This is a genomic window from Pleomorphochaeta sp. DL1XJH-081, from assembly GCF_049310885.1.
In the GTDB taxonomy this organism is placed as follows: Bacteria; Spirochaetota; Spirochaetia; order Sphaerochaetales; family Sphaerochaetaceae; genus CAYZJV01.
In genome coordinates this window covers 110,335-131,994 of record NZ_JBMDYO010000001.1, presented here as the reverse complement: position 1 = coordinate 131,994, position 21,660 = coordinate 110,335, and the positions used below count along the sequence as shown (strand labels likewise).

At 46.3% G+C, this 21,660-nt stretch carries 18 protein-coding genes; 13 read left to right on the top strand and 5 right to left on the bottom strand.

The features are described from left to right. Positions 1-49 precede the first annotated feature (49 nt). The 11 genes from ACODJP_RS00590 to ACODJP_RS00540 all read left to right on the top strand — a co-directional run bounded on the left by ACODJP_RS00590 (position 50) and on the right by ACODJP_RS00540 (position 13,108). Positions 50-1,306, top strand: coding sequence for an L-rhamnose isomerase (locus tag ACODJP_RS00590; protein WP_422477394.1), 1,257 nt, complete (start codon positions 50-52; stop codon positions 1,304-1,306). Beyond that, a complete protein-coding gene (locus ACODJP_RS00585) occupies positions 1,306-2,421 on the top strand; it encodes a class II aldolase/adducin family protein (RefSeq protein WP_422477392.1) in 1,116 nt (371 codons plus the stop codon). Before ACODJP_RS00590 ends, ACODJP_RS00585 begins: the two co-directional genes overlap by 1 nt. Positions 2,422-2,485: 64 nt before the next feature. Then, positions 2,486-3,499, top strand: a complete 1,014-nt coding sequence (rhaS, locus tag ACODJP_RS00580) for a rhamnose ABC transporter substrate-binding protein (protein ID WP_422477390.1) — start codon at positions 2,486-2,488, stop codon at positions 3,497-3,499. Positions 3,500-3,636: 137 nt separating this feature from the next. Next, positions 3,637-5,148: a sugar ABC transporter ATP-binding protein gene (locus tag ACODJP_RS00575; RefSeq protein WP_422477388.1), complete on the top strand. Its 1,512-nt coding sequence runs from the start codon at positions 3,637-3,639 to the stop codon at positions 5,146-5,148. Continuing rightward, entirely contained in the window at positions 5,141-6,172 is a 1,032-nt protein-coding gene (locus ACODJP_RS00570) for an ABC transporter permease (RefSeq protein ID WP_422477386.1), read from the top strand. The genes ACODJP_RS00575 and ACODJP_RS00570 overlap by 8 nt, the downstream gene beginning before the upstream one ends. After that, positions 6,172-7,233 carry an ABC transporter permease gene (locus ACODJP_RS00565; RefSeq protein WP_422477384.1) on the top strand — a complete coding sequence of 354 codons (1,062 nt, stop codon included), beginning with the start codon at positions 6,172-6,174 and terminating at the stop codon, positions 7,231-7,233. The genes ACODJP_RS00570 and ACODJP_RS00565 overlap by 1 nt, the downstream gene beginning before the upstream one ends. Before the next feature lie 19 nt (positions 7,234-7,252). Further along, on the top strand, positions 7,253-7,564 hold the full coding sequence (rhaM, locus tag ACODJP_RS00560) for an L-rhamnose mutarotase (RefSeq protein WP_422478821.1): 312 nt from the start codon (positions 7,253-7,255) through the stop codon (positions 7,562-7,564). 78 nt (positions 7,565-7,642) lie between these two features. Continuing rightward, positions 7,643-8,188: a permease gene (locus ACODJP_RS00555; RefSeq protein ID WP_422477382.1), complete on the top strand. Its 546-nt coding sequence runs from the start codon at positions 7,643-7,645 to the stop codon at positions 8,186-8,188. After that, on the top strand, positions 8,185-8,724 hold the full coding sequence (locus ACODJP_RS00550) for a permease (RefSeq protein WP_422477380.1): 540 nt from the start codon (positions 8,185-8,187) through the stop codon (positions 8,722-8,724). Before ACODJP_RS00555 ends, ACODJP_RS00550 begins: the two co-directional genes overlap by 4 nt. A gap of 68 nt (positions 8,725-8,792) precedes the next feature. Further along, a complete protein-coding gene (locus ACODJP_RS00545; protein ID WP_422477378.1) occupies positions 8,793-9,593 on the top strand; it encodes a tryptophan-rich sensory protein in 801 nt (266 codons plus the stop codon). A 119-nt stretch (positions 9,594-9,712) separates the two neighbouring features. Beyond that, a complete protein-coding gene (locus tag ACODJP_RS00540) occupies positions 9,713-13,108 on the top strand; it encodes a hypothetical protein (RefSeq protein ID WP_422477376.1) in 3,396 nt (1,131 codons plus the stop codon). A 5-nt stretch (positions 13,109-13,113) separates the two neighbouring features. On the opposite strand, the gene ACODJP_RS00535 is transcribed toward ACODJP_RS00540, so the two are convergent. Both ACODJP_RS00535 and ACODJP_RS00530 read right to left on the bottom strand, forming a co-directional pair. Continuing rightward, positions 13,114-13,302, bottom strand: coding sequence for a GGDEF domain-containing protein (locus ACODJP_RS00535; protein WP_422477374.1), 189 nt, complete (start codon positions 13,300-13,302; stop codon positions 13,114-13,116). Positions 13,303-13,326: 24 nt separating this feature from the next. Then, complete coding sequence (locus ACODJP_RS00530; protein ID WP_422477372.1) at positions 13,327-14,853, bottom strand: RecQ family ATP-dependent DNA helicase; 1,527 nt, start codon at positions 14,851-14,853, stop codon at positions 13,327-13,329. An 86-nt stretch (positions 14,854-14,939) separates the two neighbouring features. Here ACODJP_RS00530 and ACODJP_RS00525 point away from each other — a divergent pair, with 86 nt between their 5' ends. Then, positions 14,940-15,386 carry a MarR family winged helix-turn-helix transcriptional regulator gene (locus ACODJP_RS00525; protein ID WP_422477370.1) on the top strand — a complete coding sequence of 149 codons (447 nt, stop codon included), beginning with the start codon at positions 14,940-14,942 and terminating at the stop codon, positions 15,384-15,386. Positions 15,387-15,470: 84 nt separating this feature from the next. Further along, the gene (gene wrbA, locus ACODJP_RS00520) at positions 15,471-16,082 is read left to right on the top strand and encodes an NAD(P)H:quinone oxidoreductase (RefSeq protein ID WP_422477368.1); all 612 of its coding nucleotides are present in this window, start codon (positions 15,471-15,473) and stop codon (positions 16,080-16,082) included. A gap of 76 nt (positions 16,083-16,158) precedes the next feature. Here wrbA and lpdA read toward each other — a convergent pair whose 3' ends face one another. From lpdA to aceE, 3 genes are read right to left on the bottom strand one after another with little or no spacing between them, the layout of a single operon-like run. Continuing rightward, entirely contained in the window at positions 16,159-17,565 is a 1,407-nt protein-coding gene (gene lpdA, locus ACODJP_RS00515) for a dihydrolipoyl dehydrogenase (RefSeq protein ID WP_422477366.1), read from the bottom strand. A 12-nt stretch (positions 17,566-17,577) separates the two neighbouring features. Beyond that, entirely contained in the window at positions 17,578-18,897 is a 1,320-nt protein-coding gene (locus tag ACODJP_RS00510) for a 2-oxo acid dehydrogenase subunit E2 (protein WP_422477364.1), read from the bottom strand. Positions 18,898-18,910: 13 nt separating this feature from the next. Further along, positions 18,911-21,586 (bottom strand): pyruvate dehydrogenase (acetyl-transferring), homodimeric type, encoded by a 2,676-nt coding sequence (gene aceE, locus ACODJP_RS00505; RefSeq protein ID WP_422477362.1) that lies wholly within the window; start codon positions 21,584-21,586, stop codon positions 18,911-18,913. Positions 21,587-21,660: the final 74 nt, after the last annotated feature.

Below are 21,660 nucleotides of genomic sequence, written 5' to 3'. Positions count from 1 at the left end.
CAAAGGCAGTTTACCATACACCTAGATGCATACGTGACGGGAGGAGTCCATGGCAACCAAATCATATGAGATGGCACGACAAGCTTATAAAAACATTGGTGTCGATACCGACATGGCGATAGCGCGTCTGGCGAATATCCCCATATCCATCCACTGTTGGCAAGGAGATGATGTCGGTGGATTCGAGCGGCCTAGTGCCACCCTTTCAGGGGGTGGGATCCAAGTGACAGGAAATTATCCGGGCAAAGCACGTTCACTAGCTGAGCTCAGACAGGATTTGGAAAAAGTCTATGCGCTCGTTCCCGGTCCTCATCGGTTGAATCTGCATGCAAGTTATGGTGAGTTCGGTGATACATTCGTAGATCGCGATGCTATTGAAGTGAAACACTTCGCAGGTTGGGTCGAGTGGGCTAAAGAATTGGGTATCGGGATCGACTTCAATGGTACGTTCTTCAGCCATCCAATGGCAGATTCAGGGTATACTCTTTCGAGTAAGGATCCAAAGGTGAGAGCGTTTTGGATAGAGCATGCAAAACGCTGTCGTGCGATTTCTGCCTGGATAGGCGAACAGTTGGGAACTCCCTGTGTCCTCAATACCTGGATTCCCGATGGTGCGAAAGACCTCACGGTAGACAAGATTGGGTATCGTCGCATTCTCAAGGATTCTCTTGATGATATTTTCAGTATCTCCTATCCAAGTGAACATATGAGAGATGCCGTGGAAACCAAACTTTTCGGTATTGGAAGCGAGGCTTTTGTCGTAGGAAGCCATGAGTTCTATATGAATTATGCCGCCCATAGTGGGAAGATGTTATGTGTCGATATGGGACATTTCCATGTCGAGGAGGATGTATCGGACAAATTATCATCCATTCTTCTATTCCAAGATGAGATTCTTCTTCATGTGAGTAGACCCCTGCATTGGGATAGTGATCATGTGGTACTCTTCACTGACAAAGTCCGACAGGTTGCCCTGGAACTGGTACGTAGTGGGAAGTTGGAGCAGGCTCACATTGGGGTCGATTATTTCGATGCCTCTATCAATAGAATCGGTGCCTGGGCAACCGGCGCACGATCTTTGAGGAAAGCCTTGCTTTTTGCTCTACTTGAACCTCACGAGACCTTGTTACACATGGAGTCTACGGGTAAAGGGTATGCCAAGATGGGTCTCATGGAGGCTTTGCATACCATGCCATTCGGTGCCGTGTGGGAAGCATATTGTGAGAGATTCTCGGCACCCGACGATCTTGCCATTATTGAAGAAGTAGCCTCATACGAGAATGAAGTACTCAAGGAGCGTATCTAATGTCCAAACATGATATTACAGAATTGATAGCTGTTTCCCGACGGTATGGGTCCGATTCACGTTTTGTGTTGCTTGGTGGGGGGAACACTTCGCAAAAGATTGACGATGTGATGTATGTGAAGGCCTCCGGACATGCTTTGTCCACTATAGGGAGCGATGGTTTTGTAGCCATGAGTCGGCCTGCATTAGATGCGATTTGGGGAAAAACTTACCCCTCCGACCCAGCTGAGCGCGAAAAGCTCGTATTGCAGGATATGATGGCCTCCCGCTGTGAAGGTGAGAGTGCCAGACCGAGTGTCGAGGCTCTTTTGCACTCTCTCATCCCTTATACCTTCGTGGTACATATGCACCCTGCTATGGTAAATGGTCTTACCTGTAGCCAAAGTGGTAAGGAATCGATGGTGAAATTGTTTGAGCAGGCGTTATGGATTCCTTTGGTGAATCCGGGCTATATTCTCGCAAATGTCGTACGGGAAGCTCAGACATCGTACGAGAAACAATTCGGACATGCTCCAAAGATTATATTCCTACAGAACCATGGAGTCTTCGTCGCAGGGGATACTATTGAAGAGATTGAACTGCTCTATAGCCAGATTATGGAAAAACTGAACCGTTCAATTATCAGAAAACCTAACTTTACCGAAATTAAGGTCGATGAAAATCGTGTCGAGATTGTACAAAAAGCAATGAAGGCCCATTTTGGAGAGAAAGACGGGTATCCTCTGGTCGTAAACCGAGAACTATCGAATCGACTTGTAGATGAGAATTCGTTCACTCCCATATCTTCGGCATATACCCCCGACCACATTGTCTACAGTGGTTTCAAACCGCTTTGGATCGATGAATCGGTATTTACCGAAAAGCAACCGGATAAGGTTATTGTGGAGAAGATGAAAGAATACGAAGCAGTGAACCATGTTCCTGCGAAAGTTATTGCAGTCCAAAAAACTGCTGCTTTTGCTACAAGCGAACAGGCGATGGAATTGTTCATAGATACCGTGAAAGTGTCAGTCTTTACCGAGAGTTTCGGAGGACCTCGCTTCATGGATGACGATCAGATACAGTTTATCCGCACTTGGGAGGTAGAACAGTATCGATCGAAAATGCAAGGTTGATCACCGGATTATTGGTCCGGAGACAAATAAGAATTACCGGAAGAACCGGAAAAGGAGTACACACATGAAAAGAGTTGCTGTGTTTTTGCTCATCGCGGTCTTGGCAAGCACCATGGTGTTCGCACAAGGCGCACAGGAGGCCAAAGCCAAGGATACCTATGAGATCGTTATCCTGGTAAAGAGCATGGGAAATGGATTCTTCGATGCTACATTCAAGGGTAGCCAAGAGGCAGCTGCCGAGTTAGGTAATATCAATACCACCTATATGGGGCCAGTACAGACAACAGCTGAAGGCCAGATCGAGATCATCGAGACACTCATCGCCCAGCGTGTGGATGGTATTGCTATCAGTGCGAACGATGCCGATGCTCTTATTCCTGTTACAAAGAAGGCGATGGCCGCCGGAATCAAGGTCATCTCTTTCGATTCAGGTATCAACGAAGGTGGACGTATTGTTGACCTCGTACCCTCAAAAGAGGAATTGATCGGACGTCAGCAGATCCAACTCGCTGCCGAATTGGCAGAGTACAAGGGTGATGTCGCTGTTCTTTCCGCTTCTGCCCAGGCAACCAACCAGAATGCTTGGATCCGTTGGATGAAAGAAGAGATCAAAGAGGCTGATTATGCGGATATGGATCTTGTCGAAGTCGTCTATGGTGACGATGCTCCCGATAAGAGCTACCGTGAAGCTGTCGCACTCATGAACAAGTATCCCAACTTGAAGGTTATCATTTGTCCGACCACTGTAGGTCTGCTCGCAACAGCCCAGGCAGTCAAGGACGAAGGTAAATCTGGTGTCGTAGAAGTTACTGGTCTCGGACTTCCTTCCGAGATGAAGGGATACATCCTCGATGGTACCGTTGGCCAGATGGCTCTTTGGAATCCTATCGATCTCGGCTATACATCAACCTACATCCTCGAAGCATTGATCACCGGAAAGGCTGACGGCGCTGTCGGTTCTTCATTCGATGCTGGAAGAATGGGCAAGGTAACTGTCGAGGACAAGGGTGTTGCAGTCATGGGTACACCATTTGTCTTCAATGCTGATAATATCGAAGAGTACGCAGAAATTTTCTAGACTTTTAACTTTTTACTTACTGACAACCGACGCCAATGGGCGTCGGCTGTCCATAAAGTGTCCTTCAGATTAGGATGGGTCCTTTATGGACAGATGCTGAATTGTAAAGGCATGAGAATTTAAGAGGAGAATTACCTGTGGCAGAAACGCTGTTGACTATACGCGATCTCACGAAGTTCTTTCCTGGAATCAAAGCATTGGACAACGTACACCTTACTGTACGTGCAGGCGAAGTCCATGCATTGATCGGTGAGAACGGAGCTGGGAAATCGACTTTGGTCAAAATCCTGACCGGAGTCTATTTCCCTACGGGGGGCACCATCACCATGGATGGGCAGCCTCTGAGCTTCAAGAATGCACTGGATGCCCAACAGACGGGTATCGTAGCCATCCATCAGGAGGCTTCGATGTTCTTGGAGTTGAGTGTTACTGAAAATATCTATATGGGGCATCATCTCCGTCATCCTAAGACAAGGAAATTGGATTGGAAGGCTATGAAAGCCAAGACCCAAGAATTGTTAGCTCAACTTGAATTGGCGATTGAACCGGATACTTTGGTGAAGAATCTCAGTGTCGCCCAACGTCATATGGTGGAGATTGCAAAAGCTCTCTCATTGAATGCCAAAGTGGTGATTATGGATGAACCTACCAGTGCATTGACGACTCGAGAGGTTGAAGATCTCTATAGGATCGTGCGTCAATTAAAGGAAGAGGGAAAGGCGATCATCTTCATATCACACAAATTCGAGGAGATCTTCGAGATTTGCGATTACTACACAGTGCTCCGCGATGGACAATATATCGGTGAAGGCTATGTCAAGGATACGACTACCGACGATATCATAAAAATGATGATCGGGCGTAGCATTGACCATATGTTCCCGAAAAAGGAGTCCCATATCGCGCAAGAAATTATGAAAGTAGAGAACCTGAGCCAATTGGGAGCATTCCAGAATGTCTCCTTCAGTCTTCATAAGGGAGAAATACTTGGATTTTTTGGCCTAGTTGGAGCCGGACGCACAGAAGTGATGAGAACTATATTCGGAATCGATAAGCGTTCGGATGGAACCATTCTCCTCGATGGAAAACCATTCAATCCCCAAGGACCGCATGAGGCAATGAAGCAGGGAATTGGATTCGTTCCGGAAGATCGTCAACGCCAGGGAGTAATCCTGTCAATGAGCATTGGAAAGAACATCACTATGCCGCAACTGGGTTCGCTTTGTCGTTTTGGTATTACGAATGCAAAGCGAGAAATGGCTGTTACCAAGAAATTTGGCGAGATGATGGAGATACGAGCAGCCGGATGGCATGTGGATGCTGATACACTGTCTGGTGGAAACCAACAGAAGGTGGTATTGGCAAAATGGATAGGTACGAATCCGAGAATACTGATTCTTGATGAACCAACGAAAGGAATAGATGTAGCGACAAAGGCAGCAGTCCATGAATTTGTCTCTGAAATGGCAAGCAAAGGAATTGCTGTACTGCTCATTTCTAGCGAGTTGCCAGAAGTTCTTGGTATGTCCGACAAGGCAGTGATTATGCATGAAGGGGATGTCACGGCGATCTTCGAACGATCACATTTCAACGAAGAGGAGATAATGAGAGCCGCGTTGGGAGAATCCAAGGAGGTCAAACATGCGTAGAGGCAACTTTTCAGGAAACCAAAAGCCTACCTCGGCATCCTCTATGGTGAAAAGCTTGCTTGGCCGTAGAGAAGCAAGTCTGGTAATTCTTCTTTTGGTAATCTTGGTACCTATAGTCATCCGTTCACCGAAATTCCTATCGGGTGAGAATATCAGCCGCATCGTAAACGATATGTCAATCTTGGCTATCGTCGCAATCGGTGAGTTTTTCGTCATCCTCTCCAATGGAATCGATCTCTCGGTCGGTTCAATCATTGCATTCAGTGGTATGGCCAGCGGTATGTTGAATGAGGCCTATCCACACGTACCCGTATTTCTGATCCTCCTCTTGGGAATCGGAATCGGAGCGATCATGGGATCGATCAACGGTGCTCTCGTAGCCTATGGGAAAATTCCACCTATCATTACCACGTTGGGAACGATGAGCGTCTATAGAGGACTTACCTTCGTGCTCAGTGGAGGAACTTGGGTAACAGCACATGAGATGACTACCAACTTTATTGGCTTTCCCAGACAATCATTTTTGGGAATCAGCGCCCTTATCTGGATGGCATTGATTGTTATCGGTGCTACCTATTATTTCAGTCGATTCACGAGGTCCGGACGGGAAATCTACGCTATAGGTGGTAATGCTACAGCTGCCAAGTTCGTAGGTGTGAATGAGAAGAGGATCCGATTCATGGTATTTGTCATCTCAGGAACACTATTCGGTTTTGCCGGTTCTCTTTGGACTGCCCGCTATGCCTCTGCTGTAAATGAGATGGCTACAGGATTTGAGATGCAGGCTGTCGCAGCATGTGTCCTCGGTGGCGTCAACTTTGCTGGAGGTGCAGGAGCCATTCCTGGGGTAGTGCTTGGAGCACTCTTCTTGGGCGTGCTAAACAACGCGCTTCCCGTAGTCTATCTTTCAACATTCTATCAAACCCTAGTACAGGGTATGGTCGTCCTCCTTGCTTTGATAATCAATACCGTCGTGGATGGACGTAAGACCCGAAAGCTCCTTGAGCAGAGGAGGGCACGATAATGGCTGAACAACGTGACTTAGTCGCTAAGACGCGACTCATAGAGGAATTCGGTTGGAAGAATCGACTTATTGAACTCTTCACAAAATGGGAATTCCTTTTGGGAATCATCTTCGTACTCATGGTTCTTATCTTTTCAAACCTTTCTCCTTGGTTTCTCGATTACTTCAATCTGATGAATGCTACATTCCAGTTTTCTGAAAAGGCTATTATGGCCCTTCCTATGATATTCATTATTATGTGTGGTGATATCGATATTTCCATTGCCAGCATAATCGCCCTTTGTGCATATGCAGTAGGAACCGCAAGTGCATCTGGTGTTGGAACTCCAGGATTGATCCTCATTGGTATAGCTGTCGGAGCGGCAGCAGGAATGGTTAACGGGTTGTTGATAACGGGATTTAATATGCCTGCTATTGCCGTTACCTTGGCTACACAATCGATCTATCGGGGAATAGCACAAGCTGCTTTGGAAGAACGGGCTCTGACTTCATATCCGCCCGAGTTCGGATTTTTCGGACAACAATTCATTCCAGGAACAATAATTCCCTTCGAATTGGTACTCTATCTCATACTTGCAGTAATCATGGGCTTCGTGCTCCACAAGACGTCTTACGGACGGAGACTGTATGCTATAGGAAGCAGTCCTGAAGCAGCCCGTTTTACAGGAATCAAGGTGAAGCAGGTCAGAATTATAAACTATACGCTGATGGGGATATTCGCCGGAATAGCTGGGATACTTTTAACCAGCAGAATCCTGAGTGCCCGCTCGAATATCGCATTGAACTGGGATCTTGAGGTCATCACTCTTGTTGTTCTTGGGGGTGTGGCGATCACTGGTGGAAAAGGAACCATGTACGGGGTAGTAATCGCCTCATTCCTGGTAGGCTACTTGAAATTTGGCATGGGATTGTTGAAATTATCTGGAACCATCATGACTATCGTTATAGGAACCCTGCTGATCATTGCGGTTTTGTTGCCAAGGCTTCTTGATAGTTATAAGAACAAGAGAAAACTCAGAAGACAACAGGCCGAGGCTGTTTTACAACAAGCGAAAGCATAGGAGTGAAGTTGTGAAAGATATGAGACAAGCATTCATGATGAGATTGAAACCAGGATGCGAAGCCGAATACGAGAAGAGACATTGTGAGATTTGGCCTGAGTTGAAACGCCTTCTTTCTGAGAGTGGGGTATATGACTATTCAATTTATTTGCATAAGGAGAGCGGATCACTTTTCGCCTTTCAGCGTACTAAGGGCAATTCTGGCTCACAGGATTTAGGAACAAATGTTATAGTGAAACGGTGGTGGGCATACATGGCCGATCTCATGGAAACCAATGAGGATCTTTCTCCAGTTTCCATCCCATTACAGGAAGTCTTCCACATGGACTGAGTGTGAATGGATCTTGTGTATGATGTACTTGCGATCTCTGGATATCTCCAGGGATCTTTTTTTGCAGTTATGTGACTAATGTTACAGACGAATCGGTTCGATAACCGTACATTGGGAAAAATTGTCTTAGGAGTGGCTATGGGGACATTGATTCTGTATGGATTGACGGTTGGCCTACTTGGTTTATCGTTTGCAAAGGATAAGAAAAAGACGAAACAGGCATTGCGTAAGGCGACAAAAGCTCTTGAGAATATCTTACCAGCTTTTCTTGTGGTGATCCTCCTTGTGGGAATCCTTTTGGCATTGATGGATCCCCAATTCATCACATCCCTGATTGGTAGGGACTCTGGAGCATGGGGTACTCTACTAGCTCTCCTTGTCGGTTCTGCGACCTTGATTCCCGGATTTGTTGCATTTCCTACCGCTGCTATGTTGCTTCAAGGAGGGGCTGGTTATATGCAGATAGGTGCCTTCGTATCATCATTGATGATGGTTGGAGTTGTGACTTTCCCGATAGAGAAAACGTATTTCGGAATTAAACTGACAGTACTGAGAAATGCATTGGCCTTTCTGTTCTCCATCGTTGTTGCACTTGGTATTGGATACGTGATGGGTGAATTATGAAACATATTGTAAGGCGTTACCGTGTATTTTTTGTCGTATTGGTTTTGATGGGGATACTCTTTCTGTTCAACCAGGAACTGGGTAAGAGTGCTTTTGAAAAGGCTGGATATACAATTAAGGAAATGTTGCTTATCATTCCTCCTGTCTTCATTCTACTTGGATTACTCGATGTCTGGGTTCCCCGTGAAACTATGATGCGTTTCATGGGTGAAGGCTCTGGATTTCTCGGTATCCTCTTAGCTTTCTTGTTGGGAAGTGCTGCCGCAGGACCTCTCTATGGTGCTTTCCCCATTGCAAGTGTATTCATGAGAAAGGGAGTAAAGTTCTCCAATATCCTCATATTCATCGGGGCCTGGTCCACAACGAAGATACCTATGTTCCTTTTTGAGATGGAGGCACTTGGAGCGCAATTTGCCATTACCCGATTGGCATTCAATATTCCGGGTATCTTGATTATCGGATGGACACTCTCGTCACTGTTGTCCAAGGAGCAGATCTCTGCCATCTATAGGAAGAACGAGGAATCCCATATCTGAGTAATTTTTGCAAAATTCCTTGCGTTTTTAGCATAAAGGGGTAAGATTTACAGGTGTGGAGGGTTCCTATGGAGGGAAAATCAAGATCTGGCAGTCTTTTAGTTATCTTGAATACGATTGGATTGATAGGGACATTGGTTGTGAATGCATTAGCCAATGCCTTGCCTTTGAATGGAAGGAATACGGGTGAAATTTCCGACTCTATTCCCAATCTGTTCGTCCCATCGGGAACGACATTCGCCATTTGGGGAGTAATCTATGTCCTTTTAATCGTCTTGGTGGTCTATCAGATAGGACAGCGAAACAAGACTGCATTCCCCGATCCGATTGAAGCATTGGGAATCTGGTTTTTCATCTCTTGCCTTGCCAATGGAGCTTGGATATTCGCATGGCACTGGCAATTACAGATCCTTTCAGTTCTCATCATGCTCGTTCTCCTCATCTCACTCATAGTAATGCATATTAGAAGTCGCGAGCCAGAAGCTCCTTTAGGGTATCGCATTGCAATCATGCTCCCTATCAGTGTCTACTTCGGGTGGATCACCGTTGCTACGATAGCAAATGTCACATCGGTGTTGGTCGTATTGGATTGGAATCGCTTCGGGCTTTCACAGGTCTTTTGGACTGTAGCGGTAATTGTGGTGGCGATAGTGATCAACCTCCTTATCGTCATTATAAAAGGCGATCCGTGGTTCGCTCTTGTTGGAATATGGGCGTTGTACGGTATCTATACCAAACGAACCATGGCTGAATTCGATCCGGTTCCAGCAGTCGAGTATGCAACTCTAGTTGGTATGGGTCTGATTGGTATGGCGATTCTCGTTCATCTAGTGGTTAAAGGGAGAAGGGTGGCAAGAGGAGAGGCTTAATAAATAAATATTGTTATTAATGGAATAAATTGTGACAAATTGTTGACATTTAACATAAATATGCGATAGTTAAGCTGTAATGGGTTACCGAGTTTGTTATGATCAAGATGAGGACAATCATGGAACAATCGAGGTCAATAAACGTTCGCATATGCCTTTCGATAGTGCTGATAATGCTGCTTGTCTCACTTACTGCATGCGATCCCCAAATAGACGATCCTCCAATAGCTGATTCCAATACCTTCTTGGAATTCGGTGAAATCATGGAGGAAGCACGTACATTTTTAGCTGATCGTGGGGTCACAGAAGATGATATCCACAGTGCACTCTTACAATATACCGTTGGGTACAATCGCGTCACCACGTTGATAAACTCTGTAATCTATGCAGACTTCGAACAGACTGATCGTGCGCTAGTAAAGAGAAGAGTTGATGCAGCCATAGCGGAATTGGATGCATTCAATGATGTCTGTAAGAACCTTGAATCCATCGGTAAGGAACTTGAGACAGCCCTTGATGAACTGGAAACCACATATTCCGCAGATAAACTTGAGGCAATGATTCGCTCAACACGAGCTGAAGAGGGTGATACATGGTATGCCCGACGCTTGATCGAGATCATGATAGATCCCGATGTGAGTGTAACGTTCAAACTTGAAGATATCGCGAGAAAGACTGGAGTCGGCATGAAGAAACTCCGGTACATCATGAATCAGACTGCTGAGCAATACCGTACGAACATCGATATCGTAGATGCAGAAGAATATGATAAGGAGATCGAGTACCTAGAGACTGTTCGGGACACTGCAGGTAAGGTGAATGCTACATTGGCGTTGGCATCACCTCTCGGCGCTTTCCAAGCTGGTGCCGCAGCGACTTCCACTGTTACCACAACCGGTGCTAACGCAGTAGGGTGGTTGGCAAAAGGGAAAAAAGCTATGGCTGTGGTAGAGAATGCCAGTGCATTCATTACCTTCAGTGATGGTGTGGTCAATCTGGCGGTTGATGAGAATGATATTCCACCGGCTTTCAAGAGTGTGGCAGCTGTCAATACCTATGTTGGCATAGCCTTAGGCGGGGTGAGCGGGTTTAAGGATATCTCTGCGGGAGAGAAAGTCGTTGGAATCGTAGGAGCCGCCACCGATGGCACTACAACATACTTCAAGATAAGAGATGGGAAGGTAGAGAAATCAGAGGCACCACTGAGTCCCGATGCTCCAGCTACTGTGGATCTACCTGCATCTGAAGTACTAGATGGTGTCTTGCCACCGGGAAAGTATGCAATACCGGATGTCGATATCGATGATTGGAATTTCCCCGAATTCGACTGGAGTGATACTCGTTGGGAAGACTATTATGATGACCTGCTCATAGGAGAGACATTGGACGCCTTCTTAGCAGACCTTGATACAAGTTTCCAAGACATACTCGATGCATGGGATCCTTCGGTAAATGATGAAAACCTTCAAAAAATCACCGTTGATACCGATGGTCTTCCCGATTTCTTTGAAGATGCGGATCTCGGCGATGAGTTTCCCGATGCAGAAGATCTTGAAGATGATCCTGATCCTGTCGATTTTACCGTTCAGATATTCGCTGAGAGTTCCTCGACCACTGTCCCCTTTACCGTCACATTGACTGCAGTCCCAAGCGAGGCGTTTCTCTATGGACAGACCGAGTTCGAATGGGATTTCGGCGATGGCTCTGATCCGTTGGAGATACTCCCGGGTGATGATGATTATAGTTCTCAGGTGGTGCACGGATACACCACGGTTCCCGTCGATGATTCCTTCACCGTCTCTGTGATGGCTACCGACCCGCGTGGATTCACTGTCCGACATAGTAAGACTATAACGGTTGGAAAGACGCTTCAACAGTTGATAGATACTGCCTCCACGACGACCGTATCCGTACCTGCCGGGACATTCACTGAATCGATAGTAGTCCGCAAAGGATTATCTGTGGTAGGGGCAGGAGAGGGTAGCACTATCATAGAAGGGACTGTAGAACTTGAACCAAATACAGTACTGAAGGACTTGACCGTAAGAGGAACACCGACAAGCAGAGGTGTCCGCAATAGTAGCTACGATGCGCTTTGGGAAGACCAGATGGGCATCGATATCGATATCGACCATGTCACCATCGAGAACACGCCAAATGGCTATTATGCCCTCTGGTTCAAAGACCCCTCGGAAGATGAAGAGTTGCCCTTTACTGGAACGATCACCTATACGACTGTCAAGAACAATGAGTATGGAATTTTCATCTCATATCTCGATGGCAAGATCGGTGATTGTATTGTGGAAAACAATAAAGACGTAAATCTCCGGATCAAAAGAACTACAGCTACATCTTATGTAGGAGAAAATAGTATTCGGGGGTCTGGAAATTATGGTGTCTCGATTGATGAACTCAATGGAAGCTTCAATAATAACCTCGTGGAGAAAAACGGAGGTGGAGTACATATCTTCGCCATGTACGAAGGTTCTGGGGTAACAGATAATACCATTCAAAACAATCCCGATAGTGAACACCCCGAAAACAGTTATAGCCCGAGGGGAGGCATATCGGTTTCTGAGATGTTTGGTGGAGAGATAACCTCCAATATCATCAAGGGCAATAGTGCTCAATTTCATGGTGGAGGACTGAATATCAGTAATATGTACCCAGGAGCGGTCGTAACGCAAAATGAAATTATGGATAATTCATCCCAAAGTGACGGTGGAGGAGTTTTCATAAGCAATGCTGGTTATACTTTTGACCACACTGGTGGATACAGTGAAGGAACTGGAGCGCTTTTCACCTATAATAAGATTATCGGAAATAGTGGTGCCGATGGTGGTGGTCTTTATGTCCACACGATCAACAATGCCATGATCGATCACAATAATGTAAACAACAATGAAAGCGTTGCGGAAGGTGGCGGCATAGCGATGCAAATGGTCCATGGTTTGGTGAGCAACAATAGCATCAACGGTAATCTAGCAAAGACCGATGGCGGGGGAATGTATGCTTCCAACGTCACTTCAACAGGTTATGTTATCGGTAATGAGATTACTGACAATACTGTCACAGTGGTACATGAACGTTCGGGGCGTGGCGGAGGATTGGCCATTCCCAATATCAACGGCAATGTTAGCAATAACACTATCGCTGATAATCTCGTTGATTCGGATATAGATAGAGGTTTTGGTGGAGGCGCCCACATATCTGTGCTTCCTGGTGGCGTCTTTGAGGATAATACTATTACTGGCAATACTGTCGATTATCGCGGCGGAGGAGTGTTCGGATCCATAGCGGATGGCGCATCGTTCAAGAATAATACCATCACTGGTAATACAGCCGCCAATGATGGTGGGGGCGGCTATATGAGTCGAAATAGTACCTTAGGATATCTGATAAAGGATACTAACTCGATTAGTGGGAATGTTCTCACTGATCCTGGAGACACCTCGTATACCGATTTGTATTCCAGTGTGGCTGAGGATAGGAAACCGATACCCATTCCTGAGTAGTGCTGTTACCGGATGGTTTTGCCGACATGCCTCAATACGTCATCCCCGAATTGATGGCCGTATGCATCATTCAGATCCTTGAATCCATCTATGTCCAATACTACCAAACAAAGTTGCTTATCCATTCTTGTGATAGTTTTCAACAGAGGATCAAACTGTTCTGTCATCCAAAGACGATTATGCAAACCTGTCAATATCTTTCGATCGGATGGAGTTTCCTAAACCTTAGGATTCCTTCGAAGATGAGAAAACGATTTACCTGATGTGTAAAGCTTACCCTTGAACAGCACAGCCTTGCACACGTTGATCCGACCTGTGTTGATCATCGATTGGATAGCTACCGTGATATCTTCGATCTCCCATGTTCCCAATATGCCGAAATAGGGGTTCTGTCTATCTATGGATGGACAACTACGTAGTGATCGTGAACCTTTGAGGAGATGGGAATAGGATTCTATGGTGAAACGGAGAGGAAACCTTGTGCAGAGTCTCCCAATCTCTTCTTCTCCATCCGCTGCAGGTACGACTTTGCGATTGCAGACGTCGCAACCGCTACACGAGTCATTTTGGAATCCCATCAATTCCAGAAGTGCTTTCCGTCGACAGACCTCATGCTGTTCAAATAGGTGAAGTAGATTTGTATATGGGGCTTCATTACCGAGAACTTTAGCCCGATCGCTATCTTCTCTACCTACGAGAACAATAGAATATGCCGGATTTCCATCCCTACCTGCGCGACCAGATTCCTGCAGAAAAGACTCCACATCGCTAGATAGATCAAGGTGGATGACCGTTCTTATATTCTTCTTATCGACTCCCATGCCGTATGCCGAAGTGGATACCAGCAGTGCATGCTCGGCATGGAAGAACCATCTTTCCGTAGCTGCACGTTCCTTTTTATCCAACCCAGCGTGATAGTACCGAACGGGTAGGGTGGCAAGTCTCTCCTTCAACTTCCATGCGTAGGTTTCGCACCGTTTCCTACTGGAGCAGAAGACTACCGCGGGAAGCTGTATGGAATAGGATACCAACATCTGTAGTTCATGGATCTTACACAATGAAGGGAGGACTCTATACGAGATATTTGGGCGATCCGGATCCCCTTTCACGATATGGGCTATCCTTCCCGAGAATAGTATCTTTGATATGCGACTAATGATCCTTGGTGAGGCTGTGGCGGTGAATGCTGTTATCTGTGGTGGATCCAGTGTTTTCAGGAGCTTCCCCAATTCCAAGTACGCAGGACGGAAAACATCACCCCATTGGGTCACGGTGTGTACCTCGTCTATCACCATGAGCGAGATTTCCAACTTCTTCAAACGATTGATCACTGAAGGGCTCTTTATGGTCTCTGGATTGGTTATGATGAACTTTACCGTATCGTTTTCCAGTCGATACCATAAGACCTCTCGTTCTTGATTCGTTTGTCCCCCACGCAAGATTATCGCCTCAGCACCAATCTCTGCCATTCTACGTTCTTGGTCGTTCATCAAAGATAACAGTGGGTAGATCACGATGGTAATGCCAGGAAGCAATAGTGCAGGGAGCATAAAGCACACACTTTTCCCACTACCGGTGGGTAATACGACGATCTGCTCCTTATGGGCTAAATCTGCTGTTTGTTCTCCGGATAGACCACCCTTTTCTAAAATCGTGCGAATGACTAACTCCTGATACGGATATAGCGAAGGGAGATGGAATCTGTTATGGAGGATTGACGATATCATGTATTCCAAGTCTTCCATAATTGAAAGATGCCGATGAAGTCGGTTTTGCTTCAAATATAGGTGAAGTGGTTGACTATATTACTAATTAGTATTATATTCAAATCATGAAGACCAAAAAGTCATATGGAGAAACTAACGATTTGAATTTGAAGACACTGGTCGCACTCTCACGATGTTTCCAATCTGTAAGGAAGCGGGAGATGAAGACCATAAAAGGTGCTGGTCTCACCGTTGCCCAATTCGGGGTATTGGAGATTCTTTACCATAAAGGAGATCTTCGTATACGGGAAATAATCGAGGGTACCCTATCAACCGGTGGAAATATGACTGTCGTGATTGAGAATTTGGAGAAGATTGGTTTTGTCTCACGATATCCTGATCCTAAAGACGGAAGGGCAAGTCTCATCCAGATAACTGATAAGGGGAGGGCTCTAATGAATCGTACTTTTGGAGGACATGTAGAGAATATCGGAGAGATTTTCGCTGTTTTGGATGCTCAAGAGAAACAGGAGCTTATCCTGCTGTTGAAAAAGTTGGGCACTGGTACTTGATCACTATAGGAAGGGGCGGTTTTTTTAAATTAATATTACTATATAGTAATAAAAATAGAGAATAATGATATAAGGAGTAATGATATGGCTGACGTAAAATTGGCAATAGTTTTTTATAGTATGGGAGGTTCAAACTTCCAAATGGCAAAGTGGGCAGCAGAAGCGGCTAAAGAGTCGGGTGCCGATGTTAAGCTCTTGAAAGTGCAGGAGCTTGCACCACAATCGGTAATCGATGGGAACCCTGCATGGAAGGCAACGGTTGAAGCGACAAAGGATATTCCGGTTGCAACAGCGGATGACTTGGATTGGGCAGATGCGATTATCTTCAGTACTCCGACAAGATTTGGAGTCATGGCATCACAGATGAAGCAATTTTTGGACACCATGGGAGGTCTTTGGGCTCAAGGCAAAACTATCAATAAAGTTGTCAGTGCAATGACCTCTGCACAAAATCCCCATGGCGGGCAGGAGGCTACGATCCTCTCCCTCTATACTGTGATGTACCACTGGGGTGCTTTGGTAGCAGCTCCAGGTTATACTGACCCTGTATTGTTTGGAGCCGGTGGAAACCCCTACGGGACTTCGGCTACTATTGGCCAGGATGGAAAGATAGTCGGAGATGTAGAACCTGCAGTGAAACATCAGGCTAAGAGAACCATCTCTGTAGCTCAGGCGTTTAAAAACGGCAATAAGTAACACTTCAAAGATTCAAGATACTCAAGGGAGGCTGTATTCCAGCCTCCCTGATTTTATGAGTAGGTAGATGATGAGATTATTTATTCAATGTATCGGTTGCTGTTCCCTCGGCGAGTTCGGCGGCAAGAGCGAATGTCTCACTCAATGTGGGGTGGGGATGGATGGTCAATGCGATATCCTCCGCCACAGCTCCCATCTCTAGTGCCAAGATAGCTTCTCCGATGAGTTCGCCTGCATTCTTACCAGTGATACCGGCTCCCAGCAGTCTTCCTGTTTCAGGATCGAAGAGGGCTTTGCTTACACCGTTGGTTGCCATGGCACTAAGTGCCCGACCACTTGCCTGCCAAGGGAAAGAAGCCTTCTTGTAGGGAATATTGCGTTCCTTAGCCTCTCGTTCGGTAAGTCCGATCCATGCGATTTCCGGTTGGGTATAGGCTACCGATGGAATTCCCATGGGTGTGAATGCAGAGGGGAGGTCGGTTGCTACTTCTGCCGCTACTTTGCCTTGATGCGCAGCACGATGGGCAAGCATGGGATCACCAGTCACATCTCCGATAGCGAACACATGGGCAACATTCGTCCTTTGTTTCTCATCGGTTACAATCCAACCCCGTTTATCCATTTCGATGGAAGTCTTATCGATTCCAATGGCATCGGAATTCACTTTTCTACCGACAGCGACGAGAACCACATCCGCTTCTACCTCGGAAGGTGCCTTTTCACCCTCCAGACTTACGGTTAGCTGTTTTTTCGTGGCTTTTACTTGGGTAACTTTTGTAGATGTGTGGATAGCTGAATACTGTTTCTTGATCTTCTTGAGCAGAGGTTGTTTCAGGTCCTTATCTGCAGGAGGTATGATGGAGTCGGTCATTTCCACTATGGTTATTTCACTACCTAGACCATGGTAGATTGCAGCCATCTCCAATCCAATGATTCCCCCTCCGATGATCAGCATTCGTTTGGGGATTTCAGCCAGAGCCAGGGCTTTTGTGGAATCCCAAATCCTCTCATCTTCGTAGGGAATGCCCGGTATCTGCACCGGTCTCGATCCTACTGCGATGATGAGGTCCTTGAAACTAATCTTCAGCTCTTCATCTTTTGTTTTGACTACAAGGACGGAATCAGATTCAAACATTCCTTCTCCGGTAATCCTTTCGACTTTTCTCGCTTTGCACAATCCATCGAGTCCACCGGTAAGTGTACCTACGATAGATTCCTTATGTGAGCGCACCTTTTTAAGATCGACGTCCGCTTTCTGGAAGACTACTCCTGCGGATGAGAGCTCCTCTGCATCAGCCATTACTTCAGTAAGGTGCAGAAGGGCTTTCGATGGTATGCATCCAACATTCAGACAAACTCCTCCAAGGATATCCTCTTTTTCTATAAGAGTGACAGCCCTTCCCAGATCAGCAGCCCGAAAGGCTGCACTATAGCCTCCAGGTCCTCCACCGAGGACTACAAGATCACGTTCCAACTCTTTCATGTTGTCCTCCTCCTAAACCAGAATTCGTCTAATATCACCGAGTAGTGAAGAAAGATACGTTACAAACCGAGCTCCGAGGGCACCATCAATCACCCTATGGTCATACGAAAGGGAGAGCGGCAACATATCACGTGGGGTGAATCCTTCACCATCCCAAACCGGTTTCCTTGTAATCTTTGAGAGTCCAAGAATGGCTGCTTCAGGCGGATTCACGATAGGAGTGAATGCTGTTCCTCCAATGCCTCCCAGACTTGAGATACTGAAACTGGCTCCAGAGATATCCTTGCTTTTCAATTTTCCCACTCTGGCACGTTCTCCAAGATCTGCCAAATTCGCCGCTATTTCCTTTACCCCCATCCGGTCCGCATCCCTGAGAACTGGGACCATAAGGCCATCAGGAGTGTCAACGGCAATTCCAATATGATAGTAGTGTTTCAGAATCAACTCCCCATTTGCTCCATCATACGAGGCATTGAATTCGGGGAATACCTTCAAGGCTGTAGTGACAGCTTTTACCACAAAGGGGAGGATACTGATCTTGACCTGCTCCTCTTTTGGCAATCTGGACATCTCGTTCTTGAGTGTGTGTCTGAATGCTTCGAGTTCTGTCACATCCGCTTCATCGAATTGGGTAACCAATGGAATGGTCTGCCAACTTTTCTGCAAGTGAGGACCGCTGATTTTCTGTATTCTGGTCAATGGCTTGCGTGAGACTTCTCCGTATACGGAAAAATCCTCCAATTCCATCTGACTTGGAGTTCCGACAACTCCACCGCCACTTTTAATCACCCGTTTCACCAGTTGTTGCACATCTTCTTTCTGAATTCTTCCATGTGGGCCAGAACCTTCGACAGAAGCTAAGTCCACCCCCAATTCACGAGCATATTGTCGGACAGATGGGGTCGCGTGGTAGATTGCTCCAGGTTTTTGTGAATTTACTAAATCCTTATCACTCTTTTTAGGTGTGCTCTCCTGCTTTGTTTCCGATTTCTCTGAAGGCTCTTCTTGCTTCTCGGGTTCTTCCTTAGGAGGTTCCTCTTTCGGTTCCTCCTTTTTCTCAGGTTCCTTTTCTTCAGTAGACTGTCCTTCCTCTTCTTCGACTTCGATATCGGCAAGCAAGGAATCCTTTGAAACCAGATCTCCCTCTTTCACATGGACCTTTTTGATCGTTCCTGCGAAAGGTGATGGGATATCGGTCACTGCCTTGGCACTCTCAAGTGCTATCACTGGATCATCGATTGCTATCGTATCTCCCTCGGAGATATATACATCGATGATAGCGACATCGGAAAAATCACCGATGTCAGGTACTGTTATCTGTTTGACTGCCATGATCAGTGCCTCCTCAGCTCAACAATGGGTTGGGTTTATCAACATCGATATCAAACTTCTTGATCGCTTCCTGGACTGTTTTCGCAGGAATCGAGCCAAGATCCGCCAGATTCTTCAGTGCAGAAAGAACGATATAGTATCGATCAACTTCGAAGAATCGTCTCAGGGCTTCCCTGGTATCACTTCTTCCAAAGCCATCGGTACCAAGGATAGTTACCTTCTCCTGAGGGATGAGCCGTCTAACTTGTTCAGGATATGCCCTGATATAGTCGGTGCTGATCACCACAGGCCCTTCATGTCCATCCATGATTTGGGTAAGATAGGGAATTCGTTGTTTCTTCTCTGGATGGGTCAGGTTATACCGTTCGGTCTCCACTCCATCACGATGAAGCTGGTTTACACCAGGAATGCTCCAGATATCCGATTCGACACCGAATTCTTCTTTTAGTATATCGGCTGCGGCAAGGACTTCACGGAAAATGGTTCCACTACCCATCAACTGTACCGTTGGAGTGGACTTCTTTGTTGTCTTCGCTTTTTTGAAAAGATAGGCGCCTTTCAGGATTCCCTCTTCACTACCTTTTGGCATCTCAGGATGAGAATAGTTTTCATTCATCAAAGTAACGTAATAGAAGATATCCTCATCATCCGCATACATCCTCTTCAATCCATCCTGGATAATAACCGCCAGTTCATAGGAAAATGTCGGATCATAGGCCATACAGGTAGGGTGAGTTGCTGCCATGAGTAGTCCATGTCCATCTTCGTGTTGCAAACCTTCTCCATTCAGGGTCGTTCGCCCAGCGGTGGCTCCCATGAGGAACCCTTTCGCCCTGCTGTCGCCGGCTGCCCATATGAAGTCATCGACCCGTTGGAAACCAAACATCGAGTAGAATGCATAGAAAGGAATCATTGTTACATTATTGTTCGCATACGATGTGCCTGCAGCAATCCAAGATGAAATGGCACCGGCTTCTGTAATACCTTCTTCAAGGATCTGGCCTTTTGCGTCTTCCTTATACCACATGAGGCTCTCGGAATCCTGTGGCTCATAGAGCTGTCCCGTGGGAGCATAGATGCCAAGTTGTCTGAAAAGGCCTTCCATGCCAAATGTCCTAGCCTCATCGGGTACGATTGGAACAATTCTTTTCCCGATCTCTTTATTCTTCACCAGTTTTGTAAGCATGCGGACAAACGCCATGGTGGTGGAAATTTCTCGTTCCCCTGAGGAGGCTGTAAGATCAGAAAAGTCTTTCAATGATGGTATTTCAAGTTTTTCTGCCTTTGGATTACGATAGGGTACCGGGCCACCCATGATACGTCTCCGGCGGGCTATGAATTCAGCCTCAGGACTATCGGGTTGTGGTTTAATAAAAGGCATTTCTTCAAGCTTTTCATCGGAAACGGGCACATGGTAATGGTCTCTAAATGCTACAAGTGCTTCTCGATCCATCGATTTCTGGTTATGGGTTCCCATTGATGCTTCACCCGATTTACCCATTCCATATCCTTTGACCGTCTTGAACAGGATAACTGTAGGTTCTCCCTTATGATGTGTAGCTGCATGAAATGCTTCATAAATTTTCCGTGGATCATGGCCACCACGAGTCAACTGCCATAATTCATTGTCGCTCTTGTCGGCTACTAATTCCTGCAGATAGGGATCGTCTCCAAAAATCTTCTCCCGAAGGTAAGCAGGGCCACGGGATTGGATGGTCTGAAATTCACCATCAACCATGGAGGCGAACTTCTTCAGCAATACCCCCTTGGTATCTCGTTCAAGGATAGAGTCCCACTCAGAACCCCATATCACCTTAATGACGTTCCAGCCAGCACCGCGGAATTTGCCCTCCAGCTCCTGGATGATCTTCCCATTTCCACGCACAGGACCATCGAGTCTTTGCAGATTACAATTGACAACACAGACGAGGTTGTCGAGTTTCTCTCGTGAGGCGAGCGAAAGTGCTCCAAGTGATTCGGGTTCATCCGATTCCCCATCACCCATAAAGATATAGACTTTCCTATCACCGACTTCCTTGAGTCCGTGAGCTTCAAGATATTTCATGAACCGGGCTTGGTAGATTGCCATCATGGGACCTAATCCCATAGAAACTGTTGGGAACTGCCAGAAATCGGGCATAAGCCAAGGGTGGGGGTAGGATGATAGTCCTTTTCCTCCAACTTCCCTGCGAAAGTTGGTCAGTTGTTCTTCCGTTAGTCTTCCCTCTACGAAAGCCCGTGCATACATCCCTGGAGCGGAGTGTCCCTGAAAGAATATTAGATCAGGACCGTATTCGGAATCGGGACCTTTGAAGAACCAGTTGAACCCAACTTCATAGATTGCGGAAGAGGATGAGAAACTGGCGATATGCCCGCCCAACCCCTTTCCATCTTTGTTTGCTTTTGCAACCATGGCCATAGCGTTCCAACGGACATAAGCAGATACATTCCTCGCAACCAACGAATCGTCTTTCGGGATACTCGCTTCCTTATCTTGTATTACCGTGTTTACATACGGGCTGATTACGCCTGGCGAAGTGTTGACCCCTTGGTTCCTCGCGGAGTGGGTAAGCTCATTGAGCAAGTGGTCCGCTTTATCGGCGCCTTCATGTTTGATGACACCTTCCAATGACTGTAGCCAATCTGTCGTTTCTGCGGGATCTGGATCATGAAAAACCTGTTTACTCATGGATGTCCTCCGTAGTGCTTGGGAATTCCTCTTGTCAAAAAGCATCTGCAGCAAGAAATACGCTTAAACTATAC